The organism is Pallidibacillus pasinlerensis, assembly GCF_009996845.1.
GTDB lineage: Bacteria > Bacillota > Bacilli > Bacillales > Caldibacillaceae > Pallidibacillus > Pallidibacillus pasinlerensis.
Genome location: NZ_JAACYS010000023.1, coordinates 18488 through 36828 on the forward strand (window position 1 = coordinate 18488; position 18341 = coordinate 36828).

Genomic DNA, 18341 nt, shown 5'->3' on the forward strand with positions numbered 1-18341 from the left:
TTTCTACTTATTTATTGACTACATTAAAATTAAAAATAGATTTATCAAAAGGTACTTTTTCTACTTTTACTTTTGCCTGTTCTAGTAATTCCATTGCGTATGAATCATTTTTATAATCCTCTGCATAATAAATTACTTTTATCCCCGATTGAATAATTGACTTTGTACATTGTAAACACGGAAAATGAGTCACATAAATTTCTGCACCCTCTGTTGGTACACCAAACTTTGCACATTGTAAAAGAGCATTCATTTCCGCATGAATTGTTCGAACACAATGATTGTCAATAACATAACAACCTTTATCGATACAATGATCACCACCAGCTATCGAGCCGTTATAACCTCCTGCTATAATACGTTTATCACGGACAATTGTTGCTCCGACTGATAATCTTGTACAAGTACTTCTTGATGATAGTAGAAAACTTTGTGCCATAAAATATTGATCCCATTCAATTCTTTTCATTGCTTGTCCCTCATTTCTAGTAAACGAATATTCTGTATAAATATAGTGTAGGCAAAGCGATTAATTTTCGTCAATAACATTTTTAAACTTTATTGAACAGTTATAGAATTCTTTAATTTTTCAAAGGTCTTTTCACCGATACCTGAAATATTCATTATATCTTCTATCATCTTAAAGGGTCCATTTGTTTCTCGATACTCAATAATAGCCTCTGCTTTACTCGGACCAATTCCGGGCAATGTTTGCAACAATGTCGAATCTGCTTGATTAATGTTTACCTTACCGTCAGAACTTGCCTCATTTCCTGACTGTTGTGGTTGAAAAAAACTTGCAACTTGATCCATAACATTTGAATCTTCCCCTACTTTCGGAACATAAATTACCATTTCATCCGCTACTTTTTGAGATAAGTTTATTTTCGTTTGATCTGCATCATCTAAAAAACCACCGGCACGATTAATTAAATCAATCACCCGCTCCCCTTCTTGAGCCGTGTAAACTCCTGGTTTTTGAACCGCTCCTTTTAAATCGACTTTTATTATAATTGGTTGCTCCACAATTTTATCATCATTACTATCAACTTGTTGGCGAATTTCTTCTTCATTTTCTACAAATATTTCTTCCTCTAACATTTGAATCGTATCATCCGGTGCATCATTTACTAAATAATAAATAAAAACCCCTAAAATAATGGCACCAATTAAAAAATATTGCTTTTTCTCCATAATCCATTGAATCATTTTTTTCTCCTTAGTCATAATACATTCATTCCTTTCATAAAGTTATATGAAATGCTTAGGAAAAGGAGGGAAAAAATGCACATCGGAATTATTGGAACTGGAAATATGGGAACAATCTTAACAGAAGCGATTATTGATAGCCAGGCTGCCCCTCAAGAGCATATACACATAACAAACCGAACGATTGAAAAAGCATTACAAATCAAAGCGAACTACCCGAACATTCATGTAGAAGAAACAGTTGAAGAAGTCGTCTCCAATAGTGAGATGATTTTTATTTGTGTAAAACCAATGGACATTTATCCCCTTCTCATTAAAACGAGCCACTTACTTAAAAAAGATAAATGCACTATATCTATTACAAGCCCCTTTTCTGTCGAACAATTAGAAAGCATTGTTCAATGTTCTTGTATGCGAGTAATTCCAAGTATTACAAATCGGGCTTTATCAGGTGTTTGTTTAGTAACATATGGGACTAACTGTTCGGATCATTGGAAACAGAAAGTTAATAGTTTTCTATCTTACATTGGAAACCCCATTGAAATTGAACAACAATACACGAGAGTGGCGTCCGATATTGTTAGCTGCGGACCAGCCTTTTTTAGTTTTTTAACGCAAAAATTTATTGATGCTGCTGTAAAAGAAACGGGAATAAATAAAGATCTTGCGACACAATTAGCACAAGAAATGCTAGTTGGCATGGGTACATTAATAAAAAAGGGACATTACTCTTTACCTACGTTACAGGAAAAGGTATGCGTAAAAGGAGGAGTGACAGGAAAAGGTATTGAGGTTTTAGATAATAGTCAAATCGAAGATACATTTCGTACTGTATTTAATGTGACACAAAGGAAATTTGCTGAGGATCAAAAAATGATAAATAACCAATTTAATTTCTTTGGCAAATAAATACATTCGACATAAACCGAAAAAATCCTTCATTTTTTCGGTGTTTTATATAAAACTTTTTTATTAAAAAAGGGTGACTTCACAACAATACAGTGCTAGAAGCGTATCGTGTGAGTCAACCCTTTATTTTTTTAATGTAAAAAAGATACGTTCATGTTCATCATTAACACGTTCATCCGTAAAATCTCCGGTAATTGCCAGCGTTTTAAAGCCTACTTTTTCTAACCACTCTTTATATTGAGATGGTTCAAACGTTCTTTGCTTATGTAATTCATCATAACGATCATATTGATTCGTTTCTTCGTCATAAACAAAGAACGTCAATTCATGTTCAACTGATAATTTATGTTCTCCCGGAAAACTATTCCAAATATAAGAGATTTCATCCCCATTATAAGCAAAAGTATTATTCTTAAAAACACAATTCATTTTATATGGGGAATGGACATCAAATAAAAACAAGCCACCTTCTCGTAAAGCTCCGTAAACCCGCTCAAAAGTATTTCGAACTTGCTCTTCGCTCGTTAAATAATTTAATGAATCGCAAAATATGACAACCGCATCAAAGCCTTCCAGTCCATCTAACTGGGACATATCCTGTAAATAAAAAGAAATTTGCAATCCTTTTTGGAAAGCTTTACTTTGAGCAACGGATAGCATTTCCTCGGAAAGGTCCACACCTACAACATCATATCCGCGTTCAAATAAACGCAGTGTAACCTCTCCAGTTCCACAGGCTAAGTCCATCACTTTTTTCGCTTCTGGAAGGTATTTATTTTTTTGTTGTTCGAAAAAATTTAGCCACTGGTCATAAGGTGCCTCATCCATTAATTCATCGTATAGGGAAGAAAAATATTTATAACTCATTGGCGATTTCACTTAACACATCCTCAGTAGGAGCGTCTCCCCATAACCGTTCTAAATTGTAATAGTTTCTTTCATCGCGATGGAATACATGAACGACTACATCACCTAAATCAACCAAAACCCAGCGAGCCTCATCAAAACCTTCCAGTCGCTTTACTTCATAACCATTTTCAACGGCTTGATCTTTAATTTCTCTTGCAATTGCCTGTACTTGTTTATCAGAATTACCGTGACAAATAACAAAATAATCAGCAATCAAGGAAATGCCTTTCATATTTAATGTAATGATGTCCTCTGCCTTTTTGTCATCCGCTGCTTTTACAGCTGTTAATAACAGTTCGCGATTGGTCATATACTGTTTTATTCCTCCTTCATTTTAATAAAATAATTATATGTATAAAGTGTATCTGGATAAATTGTAGCATTTTTCTTTGTTAAATATATGATGGTATTTTTCAAAGATTGTAAAATCGCTCCATCTAAATTTGTTTTAACGAGATCTCGTACTTGTTCTACTCCAGGAAAATTGCGATTTGGTTCAATATAGTCAGCGATAAAAATAATTTTTTCTAGCAATGTCATATTTGGACGTCCTGTTGTATGATAGGTTATTGCATTTAAAATATCTACATCTTCAATCCCCACTTCAGTTTTGACTAGATAGGAGCCAACGGGGGCATGCCATAATTCAGGATGGAAATCCAGTAATTCCTTTGGCATCTTTTGTTCTATTATTATGCTTTTCATCTCATTTTCGGGACGGTATTTGGCATAATCATGAAAAATTGCAGCCAATTCTGCTTTTTTTTCATCATAACCGTATTTTTTGGCTAAATCAACCGCTGTCTCCATTACACCAATCGTATGTATATATCGCTTTTCTGTCAAATGTGGCTTCACAATGGACAAAGCTTTATCTTTTTCCATACAAACCATTCTCCTCAATATATTGAATTATACGATCTTTCAATAAGTACTTCACCGATTCCCCGTTTCCAATTTTTTGTCGGATGACAGAAGAAGATAAATGAATTTCTGGTATATCAACAAATTTTACAGGATATTCTGTTTTTCCCTCATAGGTTGGGCGGTGGACAGCAATAAATTGAACGATTTCCATTAATTCATCGATCCTATGCCATTTTGGTAAATAATCGACCATATCTCCACCAATTAAAAAAAAGAATTGATGATCAGGTTCCTTTTCTTTCAAGATTACCATCGTATCATATGTATATGACTTTTCCTTCCGTTCTAATTCAATTGTTTCGATTTTAAACCGATCATGACCCTCAATTGCTAATTCCAACATATGTAAACGGTCTTTAACGGTCGTATTTGTTTGTTTTTCTTTATGTGGCGGGATGTAATTTGGCATAAAACGAATTTCATCTAAACCACAATGATGAAGGACTTGATCGGCGATGATTAAATGTCCGATATGGGGCGGGTCAAAAGTTCCACCTAATATCCCAATTTTTTTCATATTAACCATCCTATTATGGTAATTCGATTGTTTTGTTTTCTTTCGATTCTTTATATAAAACGATTGTGTTACCGATAATTTGTACAAGCTCTGCCTTCGTACCTTGGATTAATTTTTCTGCAACAGTTGCTTTATCTTCTTCGCAGTTTTGTAAAACACTCACTTTTAAAAGCTCCCGTGCTTCAAGGGCATCTGCAATTTGCCCAATCATATTTTCATTGACGCCACCTTTTCCGACTTGAAAAATCGGGTTTAAATGATGTGCGAGTGATCGTAAATATCGTTTTTGTTTACCTGTTAACATTTTATCTTACTCCTTCTAGTTGTTTCAACATTAACTCTCTTGCTGTATCGATTGGCGGCCGTTTATTCGTCCAAATTTCAAAAGCTAGGGCTGCTTGATATAATAACATATTTACTCCATTGAACGTTAAAGCACCTTTTTCTTTTGCTTCTTGTAAAAACTTCGTCTCATTCGGTGTATAAATGATATCTGAAGCTATCTTCCCATTACCTTGTAAATTTTCTAATGAAATAGGAGAGGCGTTCGTATTAGGTGACATGCCAACAGAAGTTGTTTGTATTAAAATATCAAATTCATTAATTTTTCCTTCCACTTCTGGTAAAGAGTAAACACGACTTTCTTCACCTAAAATACGATTAGACGCTTTAATGAGTTCCTCAGCCTTATTTAACGAACGATTACAAATATCAATTGATTTCACATTATTATTCACTAAGGCATAATAAATCGCTTTAGCAGCCCCACCTGCGCCAATAATAAGTGTTTTTTTATTATGGAAAGTTGGGTCTTTTTGTTTTAAGGAAAGGATATAACCTTCTGCATCCGTGTTATAACCAATTAATTTTCCTTTTTCAACTTTTACTGTATTCACAGCGCCAATTTTTCGGGCCGTTTCATCGATTTCATCCAATAAAGGAATAATATCCTCCTTATGGGGAACTGTGACGTTAAACCCTGAAACCCCAATATTAAGTAACTTCTTAACACCTTCATTTAACATGCCCTTTTTTATATAGAATTTTTTATATTTCCCTTGAACTCCTGTTATACGAAAAAATTCTTCATGTATAACAGGTGATAAAGAATGTTCAACTGGATCGCCAATAACACCTAATAACAAACGAATCTCCTCCCCTATTTAGTTATAAATTAAATAAGTGAATCTCGAACAAATACTTTTACCCCCTTCGGTACATATGCAGCGACTACTACTCCACCTTCTGGTATCATCACCCAACCTAGACCTGAAAAGACAATATCTTTCTTTCCTTCTCTAATAGAAAATTCTTGTCGGACAAGTTCAGGGAAATTTCCTAATTCATCTTTTCTTGGCGGACTCAGCATTTCCCCAACATGGGTTTCATATAAATCATCAGCCTTTTCTAACTTCGTCCGATGAATATGCAATTCATTTGATAAATAACATACAAAGGATGAACGTTCACCTTTAATAAAATCAAATCGAGCAAGACCACCAAAGAATAGTGTTTGTTGTTCGTTAAGTTGGTATACTTTCGGTTTAATCTCTTTTTTTGGTGTAATTACTTTTAAATCTTTTTTATTAACGAAATGGGCCATTTGGTGATGGTTAATAATTCCTGGTGTATCATAGATTGCTTGTCCATCATCTAATGGAATTTCAATCATATCGAGCGTTGTACCTGGAAAATAAGATGTTGTAATAATATCATATTCTCCAGTCACTTCTTTAATAATTCGATTAATAAACGTTGATTTTCCGACATTTGTACAGCCAATCACATATACATCTTGATCGTTACGGTATTGTTCAATTAAGTCCATTACTTCTTTAATATGGATTCCCTTTTCAGCACTTACTAAGGCAACATCAATAGGTTTTAAACCTAATTCTCGTGCTTGCTGCCTTAACCAATGTTTCATTCGGTTATGTTTAACTGACTTCGGCAATAAGTCGACTTTATTTCCGACTAAAAGGACATCATTCCCACCAGTAAAGCGATGGATACCTGGTAGCCAACTACCGTTAAAATCAAAAATATCAACGATTTTAACGATTAATCCTTTTGCTTCGCCAACTCCATTTAAAATTTTTAAAAAATCATCATCTGTAAGTTCAACGTCTTGGACTTCATTATAATGTTTTAGACGAAAACAACGGCGACAAATAACTTCTTCCTTATCTAATGAGGATTTTGGCGCATAACCTAGTTTTGATGGATCTTCCGTTTGGATTGTTGCACCACAACCAATACAAATAATTTTCTCATCATTTTCCACTACGCTGTCCCTCCCATTCTAGCAAGCCTTTTTTGTTAAACCATTTTAAGATGCGTCGTTCAATCATTCGATTAAACTTTGTAATCGTACTATCTGTATGTGTTACGGGGACGACAAGCACTGTATGAAAACCGGCCCTATTTCCACCTAATACATCCGTTAACAATTGATCGCCTACAACAATCGTTTCGTCTTTTGGTAGTCCCAACATTTGTAAAGCTTGTTTATATGCTTTTATCCGCGGTTTCCTTGCATTAAAAATATACGGAATGTTTAATGGTTGTGAAAACTTATTTACACGTGTTTCATTATTATTTGATACAATAACGACCTTAATCCCGTGTTTTTTTAAGATTGAGAACCATTCTACTAGCTCAGGTGTAGCTAGTGGCCTGTCCCATTCTACTAAAGTGTTATCTAAATCTGTAATAATCCCTTTAATATCACGTTCTTTTAAAAATTCCGGCGTAATCTCAAAGATATTTTTCACATAGTCATTTGGTAAAAATTTTTTTAACATGTTGCACCTCTATAAATTATTCAACGTCATTCATCATACTGAAAAAAGACAACTTTTTCAAAGGTTTCTTCGTTATATAACACTATATTATTTTTATTCGATCATTTCATCAAGGTTATGTAGTAAATGCAGCAAAATATTAGCGAATGCAAAAACTTTACGATTCGACATAAGCACCAACGAATTGACACAATCGAAAAAACTTTTCGACAAATTCGGTCATTTTCTACAGTTGTGGATTACTTTATGCACATTTTACACATTGATATAATACACTTTTTGACATTTTTTAACAACATTTCCACAAGTTATCCACCTCCTTTTGTGGATAACCGGAACAGTTGTTCTATTTTTATATATTTGTTAAAGTTAAGAATGAAAAAACACAAAAGATAATTATATGTTTGTATCTAAAAAAATATTCAGGAGGTGAAGGTGAAAGCCGAAAAAAATGGAAAAACTATCAGATGAATTATTAATTGAGTCATACTTTAAAGCTATCGAATTGAAATTATCTCCTGAGTTTATTCGCCTCATCGAAAAAGAAATCGAACGTCGATCCATTACCCACAAAATAAAAACTTTTTCTTAATAAAAATTTTCCCGTATTTTTTGAACAGGCTGATCCTCACCGTTATAAAGGACAGCCCTTTATTTTTTTCTATAAAAAAATAGAAAGTAAAACAAATTGTTCTACTCTCCATTAATCAAATTAACTACTATTATTCTTTTTCTCCCGTTCTGCACGATAAAATTCATGGAACATTTTCATCAACGCTCGCTTTTCAATGCGTGAAACATAACTTCTCGATATTCCTAACTCTTTAGCCAATTCTCTTTGCGTTTTTTCTTTTTGCATTCCTAAACCGAACCGACCAATAATTACTTCTTTTTCCCGTTTATCTAACACATTAATATACTTTTTAACCTTTTCCAATTCCATGTTTAATTGAATTGTATCGATTACATCTTCTGAATCGGATTTTAAAACATCAATTAAACTAATTTCATTTCCCTCTTTATCTTGACCAATTGGGTCATGTAAAGAAACATCTTTTTTCGTCTTTTTAAGCGCTCTTAAATGCATTAATATTTCATTTTCTATACATCGTGCTGCGTATGTAGCTAGTTTTGTTCCTTTACCTTCTGAAAAGCTTTCAATTGCCTTAATTAAACCAATCGTTCCAATGGAAATTAAATCCTCTTGATCCTCACCTGTATTTTCAAACTTTTTCACGATATGGGCAACTAAACGTAAATTATGTTCAATTAATAAATTTCGAGCTTCCGGGTCCCCTTCAGCCATCCGTTTTAAATATTTTTTCTCATCTTCGGGTGAAAGCGGTTGGGGAAAGGCGTTATTTTTAACATACGAGACTAAAAATACGAGTTCTTTAAAAAACAACGTTATTGCTGATAAAAGTCCAGACACATGTACACACCTCCATAGGAATATCCGCAAATGCCTATAAACTATACATATGTTGTAGATGTGTAAAATGTGCCTGTCCTGTTATTTTAAAAAATATTTATCGATCTTCGTCCATTTCCATTAACTTTTTTTGATACTTATTCGCACGATGGAGAAACATAAAGGCTAATGTTATTAAGACAACAATAATTGCTATTAAATACCAAATATGTTCAGTAATACTTGAAAAACCTTTAATAATGATACCGATGTATATAAATACACAAAGAGCGATAAGAACGGTTGAAAATCTACGAAAATCTTCTACTAATTCTTTCAACTTTCTTTCCTTACGCATGTTCGTCCCCACCTGAATAATAAATTTATATGTTAATAGAATAACATGGATCAATAACAAATTGTCTATGTAATTTTAGGTAAAAAAATAGGACTGTCATATGACAGCCCATTACAATTTTAATTTAATTTTTCTACGATTGAGACTACGAGTTTCGCTGAGTTTTTCGCAGCGGTTTCTAAAAATTGATCGAAGCTAATATCTGAATCTTTTCCCGCGATGTCTGATAAGGAACGGATAATAACAAATGGAGTTCCATATTGATAAGCTACTTGGGCAATAGCTGCAGCTTCCATTTCAACTGCTTCTATTGCAGGAAACTTAGTTCTTACATCATTTACCCGAACAGGATCGCTCATAAATGAGTCTCCTGATGCAATTAAACCAGTTAATATTTTCATATCATTAAGTTCTTTAGCAGCTTCCTCCGCTACTTTCACTAGTTTTTCATCCGCAGGATATGTAGCTGGCATTTGCGGCACTTGTCCGTATTTATAGCCAAATGCTGTAGCGTCAACATCATGGTGACAAACTTCATTAGAAATAACTAAATCACCGACATTTAACTCAGGATTAAATCCACCAGCAGATCCTGTATTTATGATTACATCCGGTTGATATCGTTCCATTAAAATGGTCGTTGACATTGCTGCATTTACTTTTCCAATACCTGATTTTAATAAAACAACATCTTTACCGTGTAACGTTCCGGATGTAAATTCACTATTCGCGATTACTTCTGTTTTTGCATATACTATTTGGTCCCGTAAAATGGTTACTTCTTCTTCCATTGCCCCAATAATTGCGATTTTCATTGAATTCTCTCCTATTATCTCTCTATATTTTTAAGCTTTTCAACTTTCGTTGGTTTCCAACCTTCGCCATCAACCCAATCTAAATACACTCGATAAATTTTACTTTTATCTTTTGTTGAAATTGTACCGATAACATTTTGATTCGGTATACCACCGTTACCGACCCACCAAACAGTCATATTATCAACTGTAACACCAGTTGCATATTCCATCGCTTTTTCCATTTCTTCGCGATCTGTAGTTCCTTTATCATAAGAAGATATATGTTCACCTGTTTGCACAGTGCCGATTGGTTCCCAGTTTGGATTGATAATGACTTGCTCTACATTCGGATCGTCACTTTCTTCATATATAACTTCTGCTTCTTCAGTCTCTTCTTCTTCATTCACTTTTTCAGTTTCACCATCTTCACTGTCTTCATCATTTTCATCAGTGACTTCTGAAGTAGACTCAACTTCTGAATCATCCGTCTGTGTAATGTTTTCCTCTTCATTTACCTCTTCTGATTGGTTCTCCTCTCCTGTTGCCACTGTATCATTATCACGCAACAAATTTACGCCAACAATGACAATGAGAATAAAAACAATACCAATCAAAATATTAAGGACAAAATTTTCTTTTCTCTTTTTAGAATGCCTTTCTATTCGGCTTTTTCGATTATTTTGATTGGCCATTAGAACGTTCCCCCATTCATTTGAAAGTAGACACCTTTAATAATTATGAGCGAACTTATGTTAAAATGTACAGTTAATTTTCTATAACAATATTTTTACAATGACGGATCAATTTGTCAAAGATTAAATGAATTAATAGACAGACTATTTTACTATTTCATTTATTGATCCATTTCATATAAAAATTTTACCATATCTTTATATAACGGTGTTGCCCATCCTTCTCCTTCAGTGACGTCTAAATTTACGACCGTCATTGCGTATTTCGGTTTTTCATAAGGAAAATATCCGACAAACCAGCGGTTCAATAATTCGTTACCATTCTCATCTTTTCGATGGGTTTCAGCAGTACCAGATTTTCCAGCTACGGTATAAGGCAAATTATTTAAAGACTTACCCGTTCCCCTTTCATTAGTAACAACTTCACGTAAAAGTTGTTGGAGTTTGCTAGCAGTATACGAGGAAATATGGTCTCCTTCAAGTTTTTTAATAGGAAAAGTGTATAAATCTGTACCATTGTTATATTGAATACTTTCAACAGCCCTTACCATCTTCTTTTCCCCACCTCGGGCAATTGTCGCCATCATATTTGTTGCCGCAAGCGGTGTAATTCGTACACTTTGTTGACCAATTCCCGTTTGTGCATTCAACTTTGAATCCTTTCGCTCGACATCATCTAAATAAACGTAGCCTTTTTCTTCATCGGATAACTGTTTAAAATCTTCAAAATGATATATATCACCTTGCCACCCATTAATCTCATTTAAACCTAACAATTGTGCATATGTTTCGATTATCGTTTCATCTTTTTCCGTTAATTCCATCGCTAATGTAGCGAATGTATTATTACAACTGGCTGCAAAACTATCTTTAAAATTTAACATCCCATGGTCATATTGTTGGTCCACTTCTCCATGAATCGTTACACTACAATTAAACATCCGTTCAGGACTTATTAGCTGATGATCAATACTTGCAGCAGCAATAACTGTTTTAAAAACAGAACCAGGTATATGGGCAGTATGCATCATATTTTTAATCCCGTTATTAGCATAAGGATCAGTTATATCGATAGCTGGACGAGAAACTGAAGCTAAGATAGAATTTGTTTCGATATCAAGTAAAATTAGCCCTCCTATTTTAATATTATGTTTATCTACTAATTCCTCTGCCTTTGTTTGAATGTCGTAATCAATCGTTGTTTGAATTTTTACAGGGTAAAAAGGATTCGACTGTGTAACATACTTCACATCGATACCAAATAGAGGCGCTCCACGACCATCTACATGATAAATTAGTTTCGTACTTTCCTCTTGTAATAAAAACTCATCAAAACTTTTCTGTAACCCCGAAATTCCTATCATCGTAGAAACCGGTATATCCTTATCGGGATAACGTTTTTTTAATTCTTCAGGGTTTTCTCCGAGAACACCGATTAATTGGGCAGCCGGTGTAATTTTTCGATCAAAATGCTTTTCAACGGCAAAAACTCCGGGAATTTCCAATTGATTAATCGCATTCATCTGTTCCTGTGTTAATACAATGGGATTTGGTTCACCAAACATAACTGGACCTTCTGCATCTTCTAAGGAATGTAAAATATCGGATGAAGGAACATTAATAATTTTTGCAAGTTCTTCAACGTCCCATTCCATATGATTTAAAAACGGAAATAAAACTAAAGTCGGAATCGCTTCATGGGTAAGAGGGACCATATTACGATCATAAAATTTCCCTCTACCATTATCAATGACGACTTGTTGAGAACGTTGCTTCACACTTTCCGCTATTAAATCTATATTACGATGTGAAAAACTTTTCGTATCATATAACTGAATTTGAATTAGTCTAAAAATCATAATTGCAATACCAACAATTATACCAATACCAATACGAATAATACGTTTTTGGACCATCAGTCTTCCCTCCCCATTCCCATTGTTGACGTGAGGGAGTCATTTTAGTCCAAATCATAAAAATTGTTTACATATAAAAAGGACTGAATCACAAGTAAATTCACTGTGTTTCAGTCCGATTATTTTTCTTAATTTTAATCGATCCATTATTAGTTCATAATACGTATAATTGCAAAAACTAATTATTGGATACCTACAATTTTAACAACCATTTCTCCACCTGGAGTTTGTACAGTAACTTGTTCACCGACTTTACGTCCAATTAAGCTTTTCGCAATTGGAGAATCGTTTGAAATTTTACCTTCAAATGGATCAGCTTCTGCACTACCTACAATTGTGTAAGTTTCTTCTTCCCCATCTGGTAATTCAACAAATGTAACTGACTTTCCTAAAGTTACTGTATCTTTATTGTTTTCATCTTCTTCAATAATAACTGCATTACGAATCATTTTTTCTAAAGTTGCGATACGACCTTCAACAAACGCTTGCTCATCCTTAGCGGAATCATATTCAGAGTTTTCGGATAAATCACCGAAACTACGCGCAATTTTAATACGCTCGACAACTTCTTTTCTTTTCGTTGTTTTTAAATATTCTAATTCTTGTTCTAATTTTTGTTTCCCTTCCAATGTCATTGGATATTGTTTTTCTTGTGCCACTATAGTCCACTCCTTAACATTTAATCCCGTCGAAAACAATTCATTTTATTTTTGAACGCTCCTTTTGAACGGGTATATTCTTTAATCATTTATGATATTTTGTCATAAAAATGACTTTTGCTCAATAATTGAATGAATTTTTGTAACAATTAAATCAATCGCCACGACATTACTACCACCTTCAGGAATGATAATGTCAGCATATCGTTTCGTTGGTTCGATAAATTGATTATGCATCGGCCTTACTACGGATACATATTGATCAATAACGGAATCCATCGTACGGCCACGTTCTTCGGTATCTCTAAGTAAACGTCGAATGATGCGTAAATCTGCATCTGTATCTACATAAAGTTTTATATCCATTAAATTACGTAATCTTTCATCTTCTAATACTAAAATACCTTCTAAAATGATTACATCTTTCGGTTCAATATGAATGACTTCCTTTGAACGAGTATGAACAGTGTAATCATAAACCGGTATGTCAATTGGTTCATAATTTAATAATTGTTGAAGATGTTCAATTAAGTAATCATTATCAAAGGCAAAGGGATGATCATAATTCGTTTTTAAACGTTCTTCAAACGGTTTATCACTTTGATCTTTATAATAGGCATCTTGTTCAATCAAAACAATCGAGTCTTCACCAAAATGATTTACAATCGCTCGTGTTACACTTGTTTTTCCTGAACCGGACCCGCCTGCAATTCCAATAAGCACGGGTTTTTTCCGCATCTTAGTTCTCCTTTCGCATCATGTTGTAACGGTATACTGGTTGATCGACACGGAATTTTACAATTTGTAATGGATGTCTTGCCGCATCAATTTCATTTCCTTTTTCATCAAAGATTTTATCTACTACCATTGTGAAGTTCTCAATTTCTGGTCCGAAAAATTCAACTTCATCACCTGGTTTGAAATAGTTTCTTTGTTGCAATGTAACCATTTTACTTTCTTCATCATAATCAAGTACCATTCCCGCAAATTCGTGGGATGTTTTATGACTATGATTTTTAAATAGTTGTTCATTTACACCAGGAAATTCTTTGAAAAATCCTTCTGCTGTATCACGGTTCGCACATTTTGCAAGTTCAGTTAACCATTCATCTTTAAAGACAAAGTTCTCAGGATCTGCACAGTACGCATCAATTACTTTACGATATACACTGACTACCGTTGCTATATAGTGGATTGATTTCATACGTCCTTCAATTTTCAAACTATCAACGCCAAGTTCTATAATTTCTGGAACGTGTTTGATTAAATTCATATCCTTAGAACTCATTGTAAATGGTGTGTTTTCCGTACTTAATGGAATGAAGTTTTTATCATCCGTATTTTGGAACATATCATAGTTCCAACGACAACTATGACAACAGCCACCACGGTTCGAATCACGCGCAGTCATATGGTTACTTAGTACACATCGACCAGAGTAGGCAATACACATCGCACCGTGTACGAAAATTTCCACTTCAATATCAACTTTTTCTTTAATTTCACGAATTTCTTCGGCACTCGTTTCACGAGCTAATACGACCCGTTCTAATCCTTCTTCTTTCCAATATTGCGCAGCTTTCCAGTTTGATAAGGATTGTTGTGTACTTAAATGTCGTTCTAATTTTGGTGCTACTCGTTTACATGTTTCAATGATTAACGGATCCGCAACGATAATACCTGTAACACCAGCATCCTCTAATGCTTTTAAATATTCTTCTAAACCATCAATATTTTCGTTATGGGCGATAATGTTTGTTGTACCATATACTTTCGCACCATGTTTTTTCGCAAATTCAACACCTTCACGAATTTCATCAATGGTAAAGTTATCGGCATTTGCTCGTAGTGAATATTCTTCACCACCAAGATACACAGCATCCGCACCATAATGAATCGCAATTTTTAGTTTTTCTAGATTTCCAGCTGGAGCAAGTAACTCAGGTTTTTTTACAATTACACGTTTTCCATCTCTAATTTCTGAAATACGATCGAATACTTCAACCATTTAGATCTCCTCCTTAATAAACCGTTTCTTTGAAGAAAAATCCTGTATCTAATGGTCGACTTTCTGGTTGAATTTCTTCTATTCTTTCCAACAATTCATCAGCTATATCTTCATATTCATCGACATCTGTTACACATAAATCTATTGCTTTTCGATATAATTTCGTAACTTCAATTAAGTATTCCGGTGATTTCAATATACCGTCGATTTTAAAGCAATCAATACCAGCTTCTACTAGCTCTTGCAGTTCATCTATGATACACATATCGTTTGGACTCATTATGTGAGTACCGTTAGAATCTTCAAAAACTGGATAATAATTATCACGGTCAGGGTCAAATAAATAAAGTTTTCCTTTTTCTTCTTCAACCTTTAATTTTTTCCCTTGATATTCAAAATAATTATGAACTAATGGACGACGTGATTGGAACATACAAGTCATGCCGTGGATTTGCACTTCAACTTCTACTTCCGCATTTTCTTTTATTTCAATAATTTCATCCATACTTAGTTCTTTTGATAAAACAGCACGTTTTGCACCTTTTTTACCCCAATAATTGCATGTATACCAATTTGTTGCTAGTGTATGTGGGTCCCAATGTAATGGAATATCAATACCTAAGGTCTTTCTCGCCATGATAATGGCAGGATCTCCGAATAGAACCGCATCCGCACCTGCTTCATGAACAAACTTTAAATATTGTTCAACCTCGTCCACCTTATCATTATGGAAAAGTCCAGTCATCGCAACATAAACTTTTTTATTTTTTGAGTGGGCAAGTTGAATTGCTTTTTTTACATCTTCCTTAGAAAATTCGCCAGCAAGACGTAAACCAAAACGTTCTTCACCGATGACAAAGCTATCGGCTCCTGCCTCACTTAGAGGGATAATATCATCAACACTAGTAGGTGTTAACAATAATTCTGGTTTATTCATTTCTTCCACCTCTTATTTTTTATCATTCATATTACTCTTTTTTACTGAGACTGCAATTCCATCGCCAACAGGTAAAATAATCGTATGATAATCCGGTTGATTCAATAACCAATCGTTAAAGTGGTCTATTTTTTGACCTAATTTTTGTAAGCGTTTATTTTCCGTTTCATGTTGATAAACATAGCCTTTAAATAACACATTATCTGTAATGATTAGGCTACGTTCAGCTAGTAAAGGTGTAAAATTTTCAAAAAATCTTTTGTACTGTCCCTTTGCTGCATCAATAAATAAACAATCAAAAGGTCCATACGTACTAACTTCATCTAGGAGTTCCAAGGCATCTCCCTTTAATAAAACAACGTTTTCTTCCATGTTCGCTTTTTGAATATTTAATTCAGCCTGCTCATACCTTTGTTCGTCACGCTCAATCGTTACAATTTTGGAACCGGTTGCATGCGTCATACGTAAAGCAGAGTATCCAATTGCAGTTCCTATTTCTAAAATAGATTTTGGCTGATAAATCCGTAGTAGTTGGAGAACTGTTTCCATACTATATGGATCCATAATTGGAACATGATTTTTCTTTGCATATTGTTCCATCTCTTGGAAAAAGTTAGTGCGTTCCGGCAACTTACTATTTAAATACGAAAGTAAATTTTGGTCAAACATGCGAGCGAATACTCCTCCAAGGGCTCTCCATTATGTCTACTTTTTAATCCAATATTCATCAAGTTGGCGGACGCTTTCCGCGGGCACGGCCTCAGCCTCCTCGAAGCTTACGATCCTGCGGGGTCTTCGGCTCGTGCTTTTCTATAGGAGTCGCCGCCACCTTGAAAATTTATTGCCAAAATTTTGGACTCATTGGACAGCCTATATTTAATTAAATAATTTTTTTAAAATGACCTAAATACAAGAAAAAAGAGTCATTATGAGGAAATCGTAAAGAATTTTCCATCATTAATGACGCTTTTTTCGACACAGATAAAATACTTTAACTATTTTAACACAACTATTTTAAAAAAGCGATATTAAATCTAATTTTACAAAATAGACTTATCTTTAATCTCGATTAGCTATATGTTCATCATAATATTTTTCGTGTTGCTCAAAACTTTCCGAGTAAAGGACTTCCCCTTCAGGTGTTGCTAAGAAGAATAAATAATCCGTACTCGGTGGGTAAAGGGCAGCATCAATTGAACTGACACCTGCATTTGCAATAGGTCCAGGTGGTAAACCGTCAATTACATACGTATTATAAGGGTCTTCATATTCATAATCTTTAAATGTCAGTCTTTCCTTATGTTCACCCATTGCATAAATAACAGTCGGGTCCGTTTGTAATGGCATCCCCTTTTCAATCCGATTATAAAACACACTTGAAATGATTTTTCGATTTTCTTCATCAGGTGCTTCTTCTTCTATAAGGGAAGCAAGTGTAAGTACTTCATGTACTGTAAAACCTTTATTTTTAATATCAGCCATGTAAGGTTTAATCACTTCAAACGTTTTATCAATCATCGGCATAATGATTTCTTCGATCGGTGGATTTTCTTCACTAAATCCATAAGTAGCCGGGAATAAATATCCTTCTAACGGATATTTAACATTTTCTTGTAAAATTTCCTCAGTTACTAAATCAGGATACTTTTCTCGAACAGTTTGTATAAAATTCACACTATTAATTGTATCTAAAATTTCTTGTGCACTATAATCCGTTTTTTCTGCTATTCTGTCCGCTATTTCTCGTACATGTATTCCTTCAGGTATCGTAATTGAAAGCACATCTTGCATTACTTTTCCAGTTTTTAAACTGGCAATAATTTCATCTAAAGTCATAGATTGTGTTAATTTATACGAACCCGCTTGGAAATTAGATTCATTATTAAATTTTAAGTAATACTTAAAGACAGTAGCATTTTTTATAATTCCATTTTCCTCTAAAATTCGGGCAATCGTTGACGAACCGGAACCATATGGAATTTCTACTTCAATTATTTCTTGTGAATCTGGATCCACAGGTTTAAGTGCTGAACTTACAAATAAAACGGCGCCTGTAATCGTACCTGCTAATAGCAACAAGATTGTTGACGTGATAATGAAAACGATTCTTCTCGTTAGTTTTGCTTCTTTATATTTTTCCATTAGCGCACTATCCTTTTCTTGACTTTTCCCTTCTTCCTTCGTAGCCATGTAAATCCTCCTTTTGAAGAGCGAGAAAAATGTAGTATTCCTCGAAAAATTCTTCTTGCACCATTATACTATAATTTTATTATTTTTCATTACTTTTC

General features: G+C 34.1%; 23 protein-coding genes. 2 read left to right on the forward strand and 21 right to left on the reverse strand.

Annotated features, from left to right (window positions below):
- Positions 1–7: 7 nt before the first annotated feature.
- Both GW534_RS06835 and GW534_RS06840 read right to left on the reverse strand, forming a co-directional pair.
- Entirely contained in the window at positions 8–469 is a 462-nt protein-coding gene (locus GW534_RS06835; protein ID WP_161920306.1) for a ComE operon protein 2, read from the reverse strand.
- 89 nt (positions 470–558) lie between these two features.
- Positions 559–1209, reverse strand: a complete 651-nt coding sequence (locus GW534_RS06840) for a helix-hairpin-helix domain-containing protein (RefSeq protein ID WP_161920307.1) — start codon at positions 1207–1209, stop codon at positions 559–561.
- A 75-nt stretch (positions 1210–1284) separates the two neighbouring features.
- On the opposite strand from GW534_RS06840, the gene comER reads away from it, so the two are divergent.
- Complete coding sequence (comER, locus tag GW534_RS06845) at positions 1285–2118, forward strand: late competence protein ComER (RefSeq protein WP_161920308.1); 834 nt, start codon at positions 1285–1287, stop codon at positions 2116–2118.
- A 123-nt stretch (positions 2119–2241) separates the two neighbouring features.
- Here the strand turns inward: comER and GW534_RS06850 are convergent, their stop codons facing one another.
- From GW534_RS06850 to GW534_RS06885, 8 genes are read right to left on the reverse strand one after another with little or no spacing between them, the layout of a single operon-like run.
- Positions 2242–2985 (reverse strand): class I SAM-dependent DNA methyltransferase, encoded by a 744-nt coding sequence (locus GW534_RS06850; RefSeq protein ID WP_161920309.1) that lies wholly within the window; start codon positions 2983–2985, stop codon positions 2242–2244.
- On the reverse strand, positions 2975–3337 hold the full coding sequence (gene rsfS / locus GW534_RS06855) for a ribosome silencing factor (protein WP_161920310.1): 363 nt from the start codon (positions 3335–3337) through the stop codon (positions 2975–2977). The genes GW534_RS06850 and rsfS overlap by 11 nt, the downstream gene beginning before the upstream one ends.
- Before the next feature lie 8 nt (positions 3338–3345).
- Complete coding sequence (yqeK, locus tag GW534_RS06860; protein WP_161920311.1) at positions 3346–3912, reverse strand: bis(5'-nucleosyl)-tetraphosphatase (symmetrical) YqeK; 567 nt, start codon at positions 3910–3912, stop codon at positions 3346–3348.
- Positions 3899–4471 (reverse strand): nicotinate-nucleotide adenylyltransferase, encoded by a 573-nt coding sequence (locus tag GW534_RS06865; RefSeq protein WP_161920312.1) that lies wholly within the window; start codon positions 4469–4471, stop codon positions 3899–3901. Before GW534_RS06865 ends, yqeK begins: the two co-directional genes overlap by 14 nt.
- A gap of 13 nt (positions 4472–4484) precedes the next feature.
- Positions 4485–4775: a ribosome assembly RNA-binding protein YhbY gene (yhbY, locus tag GW534_RS06870; RefSeq protein WP_161920313.1), complete on the reverse strand. Its 291-nt coding sequence runs from the start codon at positions 4773–4775 to the stop codon at positions 4485–4487.
- Between the two features lies 1 nt (position 4776).
- Complete coding sequence (gene aroE, locus GW534_RS06875; protein WP_161920314.1) at positions 4777–5616, reverse strand: shikimate dehydrogenase; 840 nt, start codon at positions 5614–5616, stop codon at positions 4777–4779.
- Positions 5617–5645: 29 nt separating this feature from the next.
- A complete protein-coding gene (gene yqeH / locus GW534_RS06880; protein WP_161920315.1) occupies positions 5646–6755 on the reverse strand; it encodes a ribosome biogenesis GTPase YqeH in 1110 nt (369 codons plus the stop codon).
- Positions 6745–7275 (reverse strand): YqeG family HAD IIIA-type phosphatase, encoded by a 531-nt coding sequence (locus GW534_RS06885; RefSeq protein ID WP_161920316.1) that lies wholly within the window; start codon positions 7273–7275, stop codon positions 6745–6747. Before GW534_RS06885 ends, yqeH begins: the two co-directional genes overlap by 11 nt.
- Before the next feature lie 451 nt (positions 7276–7726).
- Here GW534_RS06885 and sda point away from each other — a divergent pair, with 451 nt between their 5' ends.
- Positions 7727–7867, forward strand: coding sequence for a sporulation histidine kinase inhibitor Sda (sda, locus tag GW534_RS06890; protein ID WP_161920317.1), 141 nt, complete (start codon positions 7727–7729; stop codon positions 7865–7867).
- Positions 7868–7987: 120 nt separating this feature from the next.
- Here sda and sigK read toward each other — a convergent pair whose 3' ends face one another.
- From sigK to mltG, 11 genes are all read right to left on the reverse strand, one after another.
- The gene (gene sigK, locus GW534_RS06895) at positions 7988–8707 is read right to left on the reverse strand and encodes an RNA polymerase sporulation sigma factor SigK (RefSeq protein WP_161920318.1); all 720 of its coding nucleotides are present in this window, start codon (positions 8705–8707) and stop codon (positions 7988–7990) included.
- 97 nt (positions 8708–8804) lie between these two features.
- The gene (locus tag GW534_RS06900; protein WP_161920319.1) at positions 8805–9044 is read right to left on the reverse strand and encodes a YrhC family protein; all 240 of its coding nucleotides are present in this window, start codon (positions 9042–9044) and stop codon (positions 8805–8807) included.
- Between the two features lie 119 nt (positions 9045–9163).
- Positions 9164–9859: a 5'-methylthioadenosine/S-adenosylhomocysteine nucleosidase gene (gene mtnN, locus GW534_RS06905; protein ID WP_161920320.1), complete on the reverse strand. Its 696-nt coding sequence runs from the start codon at positions 9857–9859 to the stop codon at positions 9164–9166.
- A gap of 14 nt (positions 9860–9873) precedes the next feature.
- Positions 9874–10533: a YrrS family protein gene (locus GW534_RS06910; protein ID WP_161920321.1), complete on the reverse strand. Its 660-nt coding sequence runs from the start codon at positions 10531–10533 to the stop codon at positions 9874–9876.
- Between the two features lie 161 nt (positions 10534–10694).
- Positions 10695–12449 carry a peptidoglycan D,D-transpeptidase FtsI family protein gene (locus GW534_RS06915; protein ID WP_161920322.1) on the reverse strand — a complete coding sequence of 585 codons (1755 nt, stop codon included), beginning with the start codon at positions 12447–12449 and terminating at the stop codon, positions 10695–10697.
- Positions 12450–12631: 182 nt separating this feature from the next.
- On the reverse strand, positions 12632–13108 hold the full coding sequence (gene greA / locus GW534_RS06920; protein WP_161920323.1) for a transcription elongation factor GreA: 477 nt from the start codon (positions 13106–13108) through the stop codon (positions 12632–12634).
- A gap of 102 nt (positions 13109–13210) precedes the next feature.
- On the reverse strand, positions 13211–13846 hold the full coding sequence (udk, locus tag GW534_RS06925; protein ID WP_161920324.1) for a uridine kinase: 636 nt from the start codon (positions 13844–13846) through the stop codon (positions 13211–13213).
- Between the two features lies 1 nt (position 13847).
- Positions 13848–15116, reverse strand: a complete 1269-nt coding sequence (locus GW534_RS06930) for a peptidase U32 family protein (protein ID WP_161920325.1) — start codon at positions 15114–15116, stop codon at positions 13848–13850.
- A gap of 13 nt (positions 15117–15129) precedes the next feature.
- A complete protein-coding gene (locus tag GW534_RS06935) occupies positions 15130–16053 on the reverse strand; it encodes a peptidase U32 family protein (RefSeq protein ID WP_161920326.1) in 924 nt (307 codons plus the stop codon).
- A gap of 12 nt (positions 16054–16065) precedes the next feature.
- Positions 16066–16722 carry an O-methyltransferase gene (locus GW534_RS06940; RefSeq protein ID WP_161920327.1) on the reverse strand — a complete coding sequence of 219 codons (657 nt, stop codon included), beginning with the start codon at positions 16720–16722 and terminating at the stop codon, positions 16066–16068.
- Positions 16723–17112: 390 nt separating this feature from the next.
- Positions 17113–18243, reverse strand: coding sequence for an endolytic transglycosylase MltG (gene mltG / locus GW534_RS06945; protein WP_161920328.1), 1131 nt, complete (start codon positions 18241–18243; stop codon positions 17113–17115).
- Positions 18244–18341 lie beyond the last annotated feature (98 nt).

What these genes read in the sequence shown, in the direction of transcription:
- GW534_RS06835 (WP_161920306.1), bottom strand. Translation starts at nt 469, where the DNA reads ATGAAAAGAATTGAATGGGATCAATATTTTATGGCACAAAGTTTTCTA.
- GW534_RS06840 (WP_161920307.1), bottom strand. Translation starts at nt 1,209, where the DNA reads ATGATTCAATGGATTATGGAGAAAAAGCAATATTTTTTAATTGGTGCC.
- comER (WP_161920308.1), top strand. Translation starts at nt 1,285, where the DNA reads ATGCACATCGGAATTATTGGAACTGGAAATATGGGAACAATCTTAACA.
- GW534_RS06850 (WP_161920309.1), bottom strand. Translation starts at nt 2,985, where the DNA reads ATGAGTTATAAATATTTTTCTTCCCTATACGATGAATTAATGGATGAG.
- rsfS (WP_161920310.1), bottom strand. Translation starts at nt 3,337, where the DNA reads ATGACCAATCGCGAACTGTTATTAACAGCTGTAAAAGCAGCGGATGAC.
- yqeK (WP_161920311.1), bottom strand. Translation starts at nt 3,912, where the DNA reads ATGGAAAAAGATAAAGCTTTGTCCATTGTGAAGCCACATTTGACAGAA.
- GW534_RS06865 (WP_161920312.1), bottom strand. Translation starts at nt 4,471, where the DNA reads ATGAAAAAAATTGGGATATTAGGTGGAACTTTTGACCCGCCCCATATC.
- yhbY (WP_161920313.1), bottom strand. Translation starts at nt 4,775, where the DNA reads ATGTTAACAGGTAAACAAAAACGATATTTACGATCACTCGCACATCAT.
- GW534_RS06885 (WP_161920316.1), bottom strand. Translation starts at nt 7,275, where the DNA reads ATGTTAAAAAAATTTTTACCAAATGACTATGTGAAAAATATCTTTGAG.
- sda (WP_161920317.1), top strand. Translation starts at nt 7,727, where the DNA reads ATGGAAAAACTATCAGATGAATTATTAATTGAGTCATACTTTAAAGCT.
- GW534_RS06900 (WP_161920319.1), bottom strand. Translation starts at nt 9,044, where the DNA reads ATGCGTAAGGAAAGAAAGTTGAAAGAATTAGTAGAAGATTTTCGTAGA.
- mtnN (WP_161920320.1), bottom strand. Translation starts at nt 9,859, where the DNA reads ATGAAAATCGCAATTATTGGGGCAATGGAAGAAGAAGTAACCATTTTA.
- GW534_RS06910 (WP_161920321.1), bottom strand. Translation starts at nt 10,533, where the DNA reads ATGGCCAATCAAAATAATCGAAAAAGCCGAATAGAAAGGCATTCTAAA.
- GW534_RS06915 (WP_161920322.1), bottom strand. Translation starts at nt 12,449, where the DNA reads ATGGTCCAAAAACGTATTATTCGTATTGGTATTGGTATAATTGTTGGT.
- udk (WP_161920324.1), bottom strand. Translation starts at nt 13,846, where the DNA reads ATGCGGAAAAAACCCGTGCTTATTGGAATTGCAGGCGGGTCCGGTTCA.
- GW534_RS06930 (WP_161920325.1), bottom strand. Translation starts at nt 15,116, where the DNA reads ATGGTTGAAGTATTCGATCGTATTTCAGAAATTAGAGATGGAAAACGT.
- GW534_RS06935 (WP_161920326.1), bottom strand. Translation starts at nt 16,053, where the DNA reads ATGAATAAACCAGAATTATTGTTAACACCTACTAGTGTTGATGATATT.
- GW534_RS06940 (WP_161920327.1), bottom strand. Translation starts at nt 16,722, where the DNA reads ATGTTTGACCAAAATTTACTTTCGTATTTAAATAGTAAGTTGCCGGAA.
- mltG (WP_161920328.1), bottom strand. Translation starts at nt 18,243, where the DNA reads ATGGCTACGAAGGAAGAAGGGAAAAGTCAAGAAAAGGATAGTGCGCTA.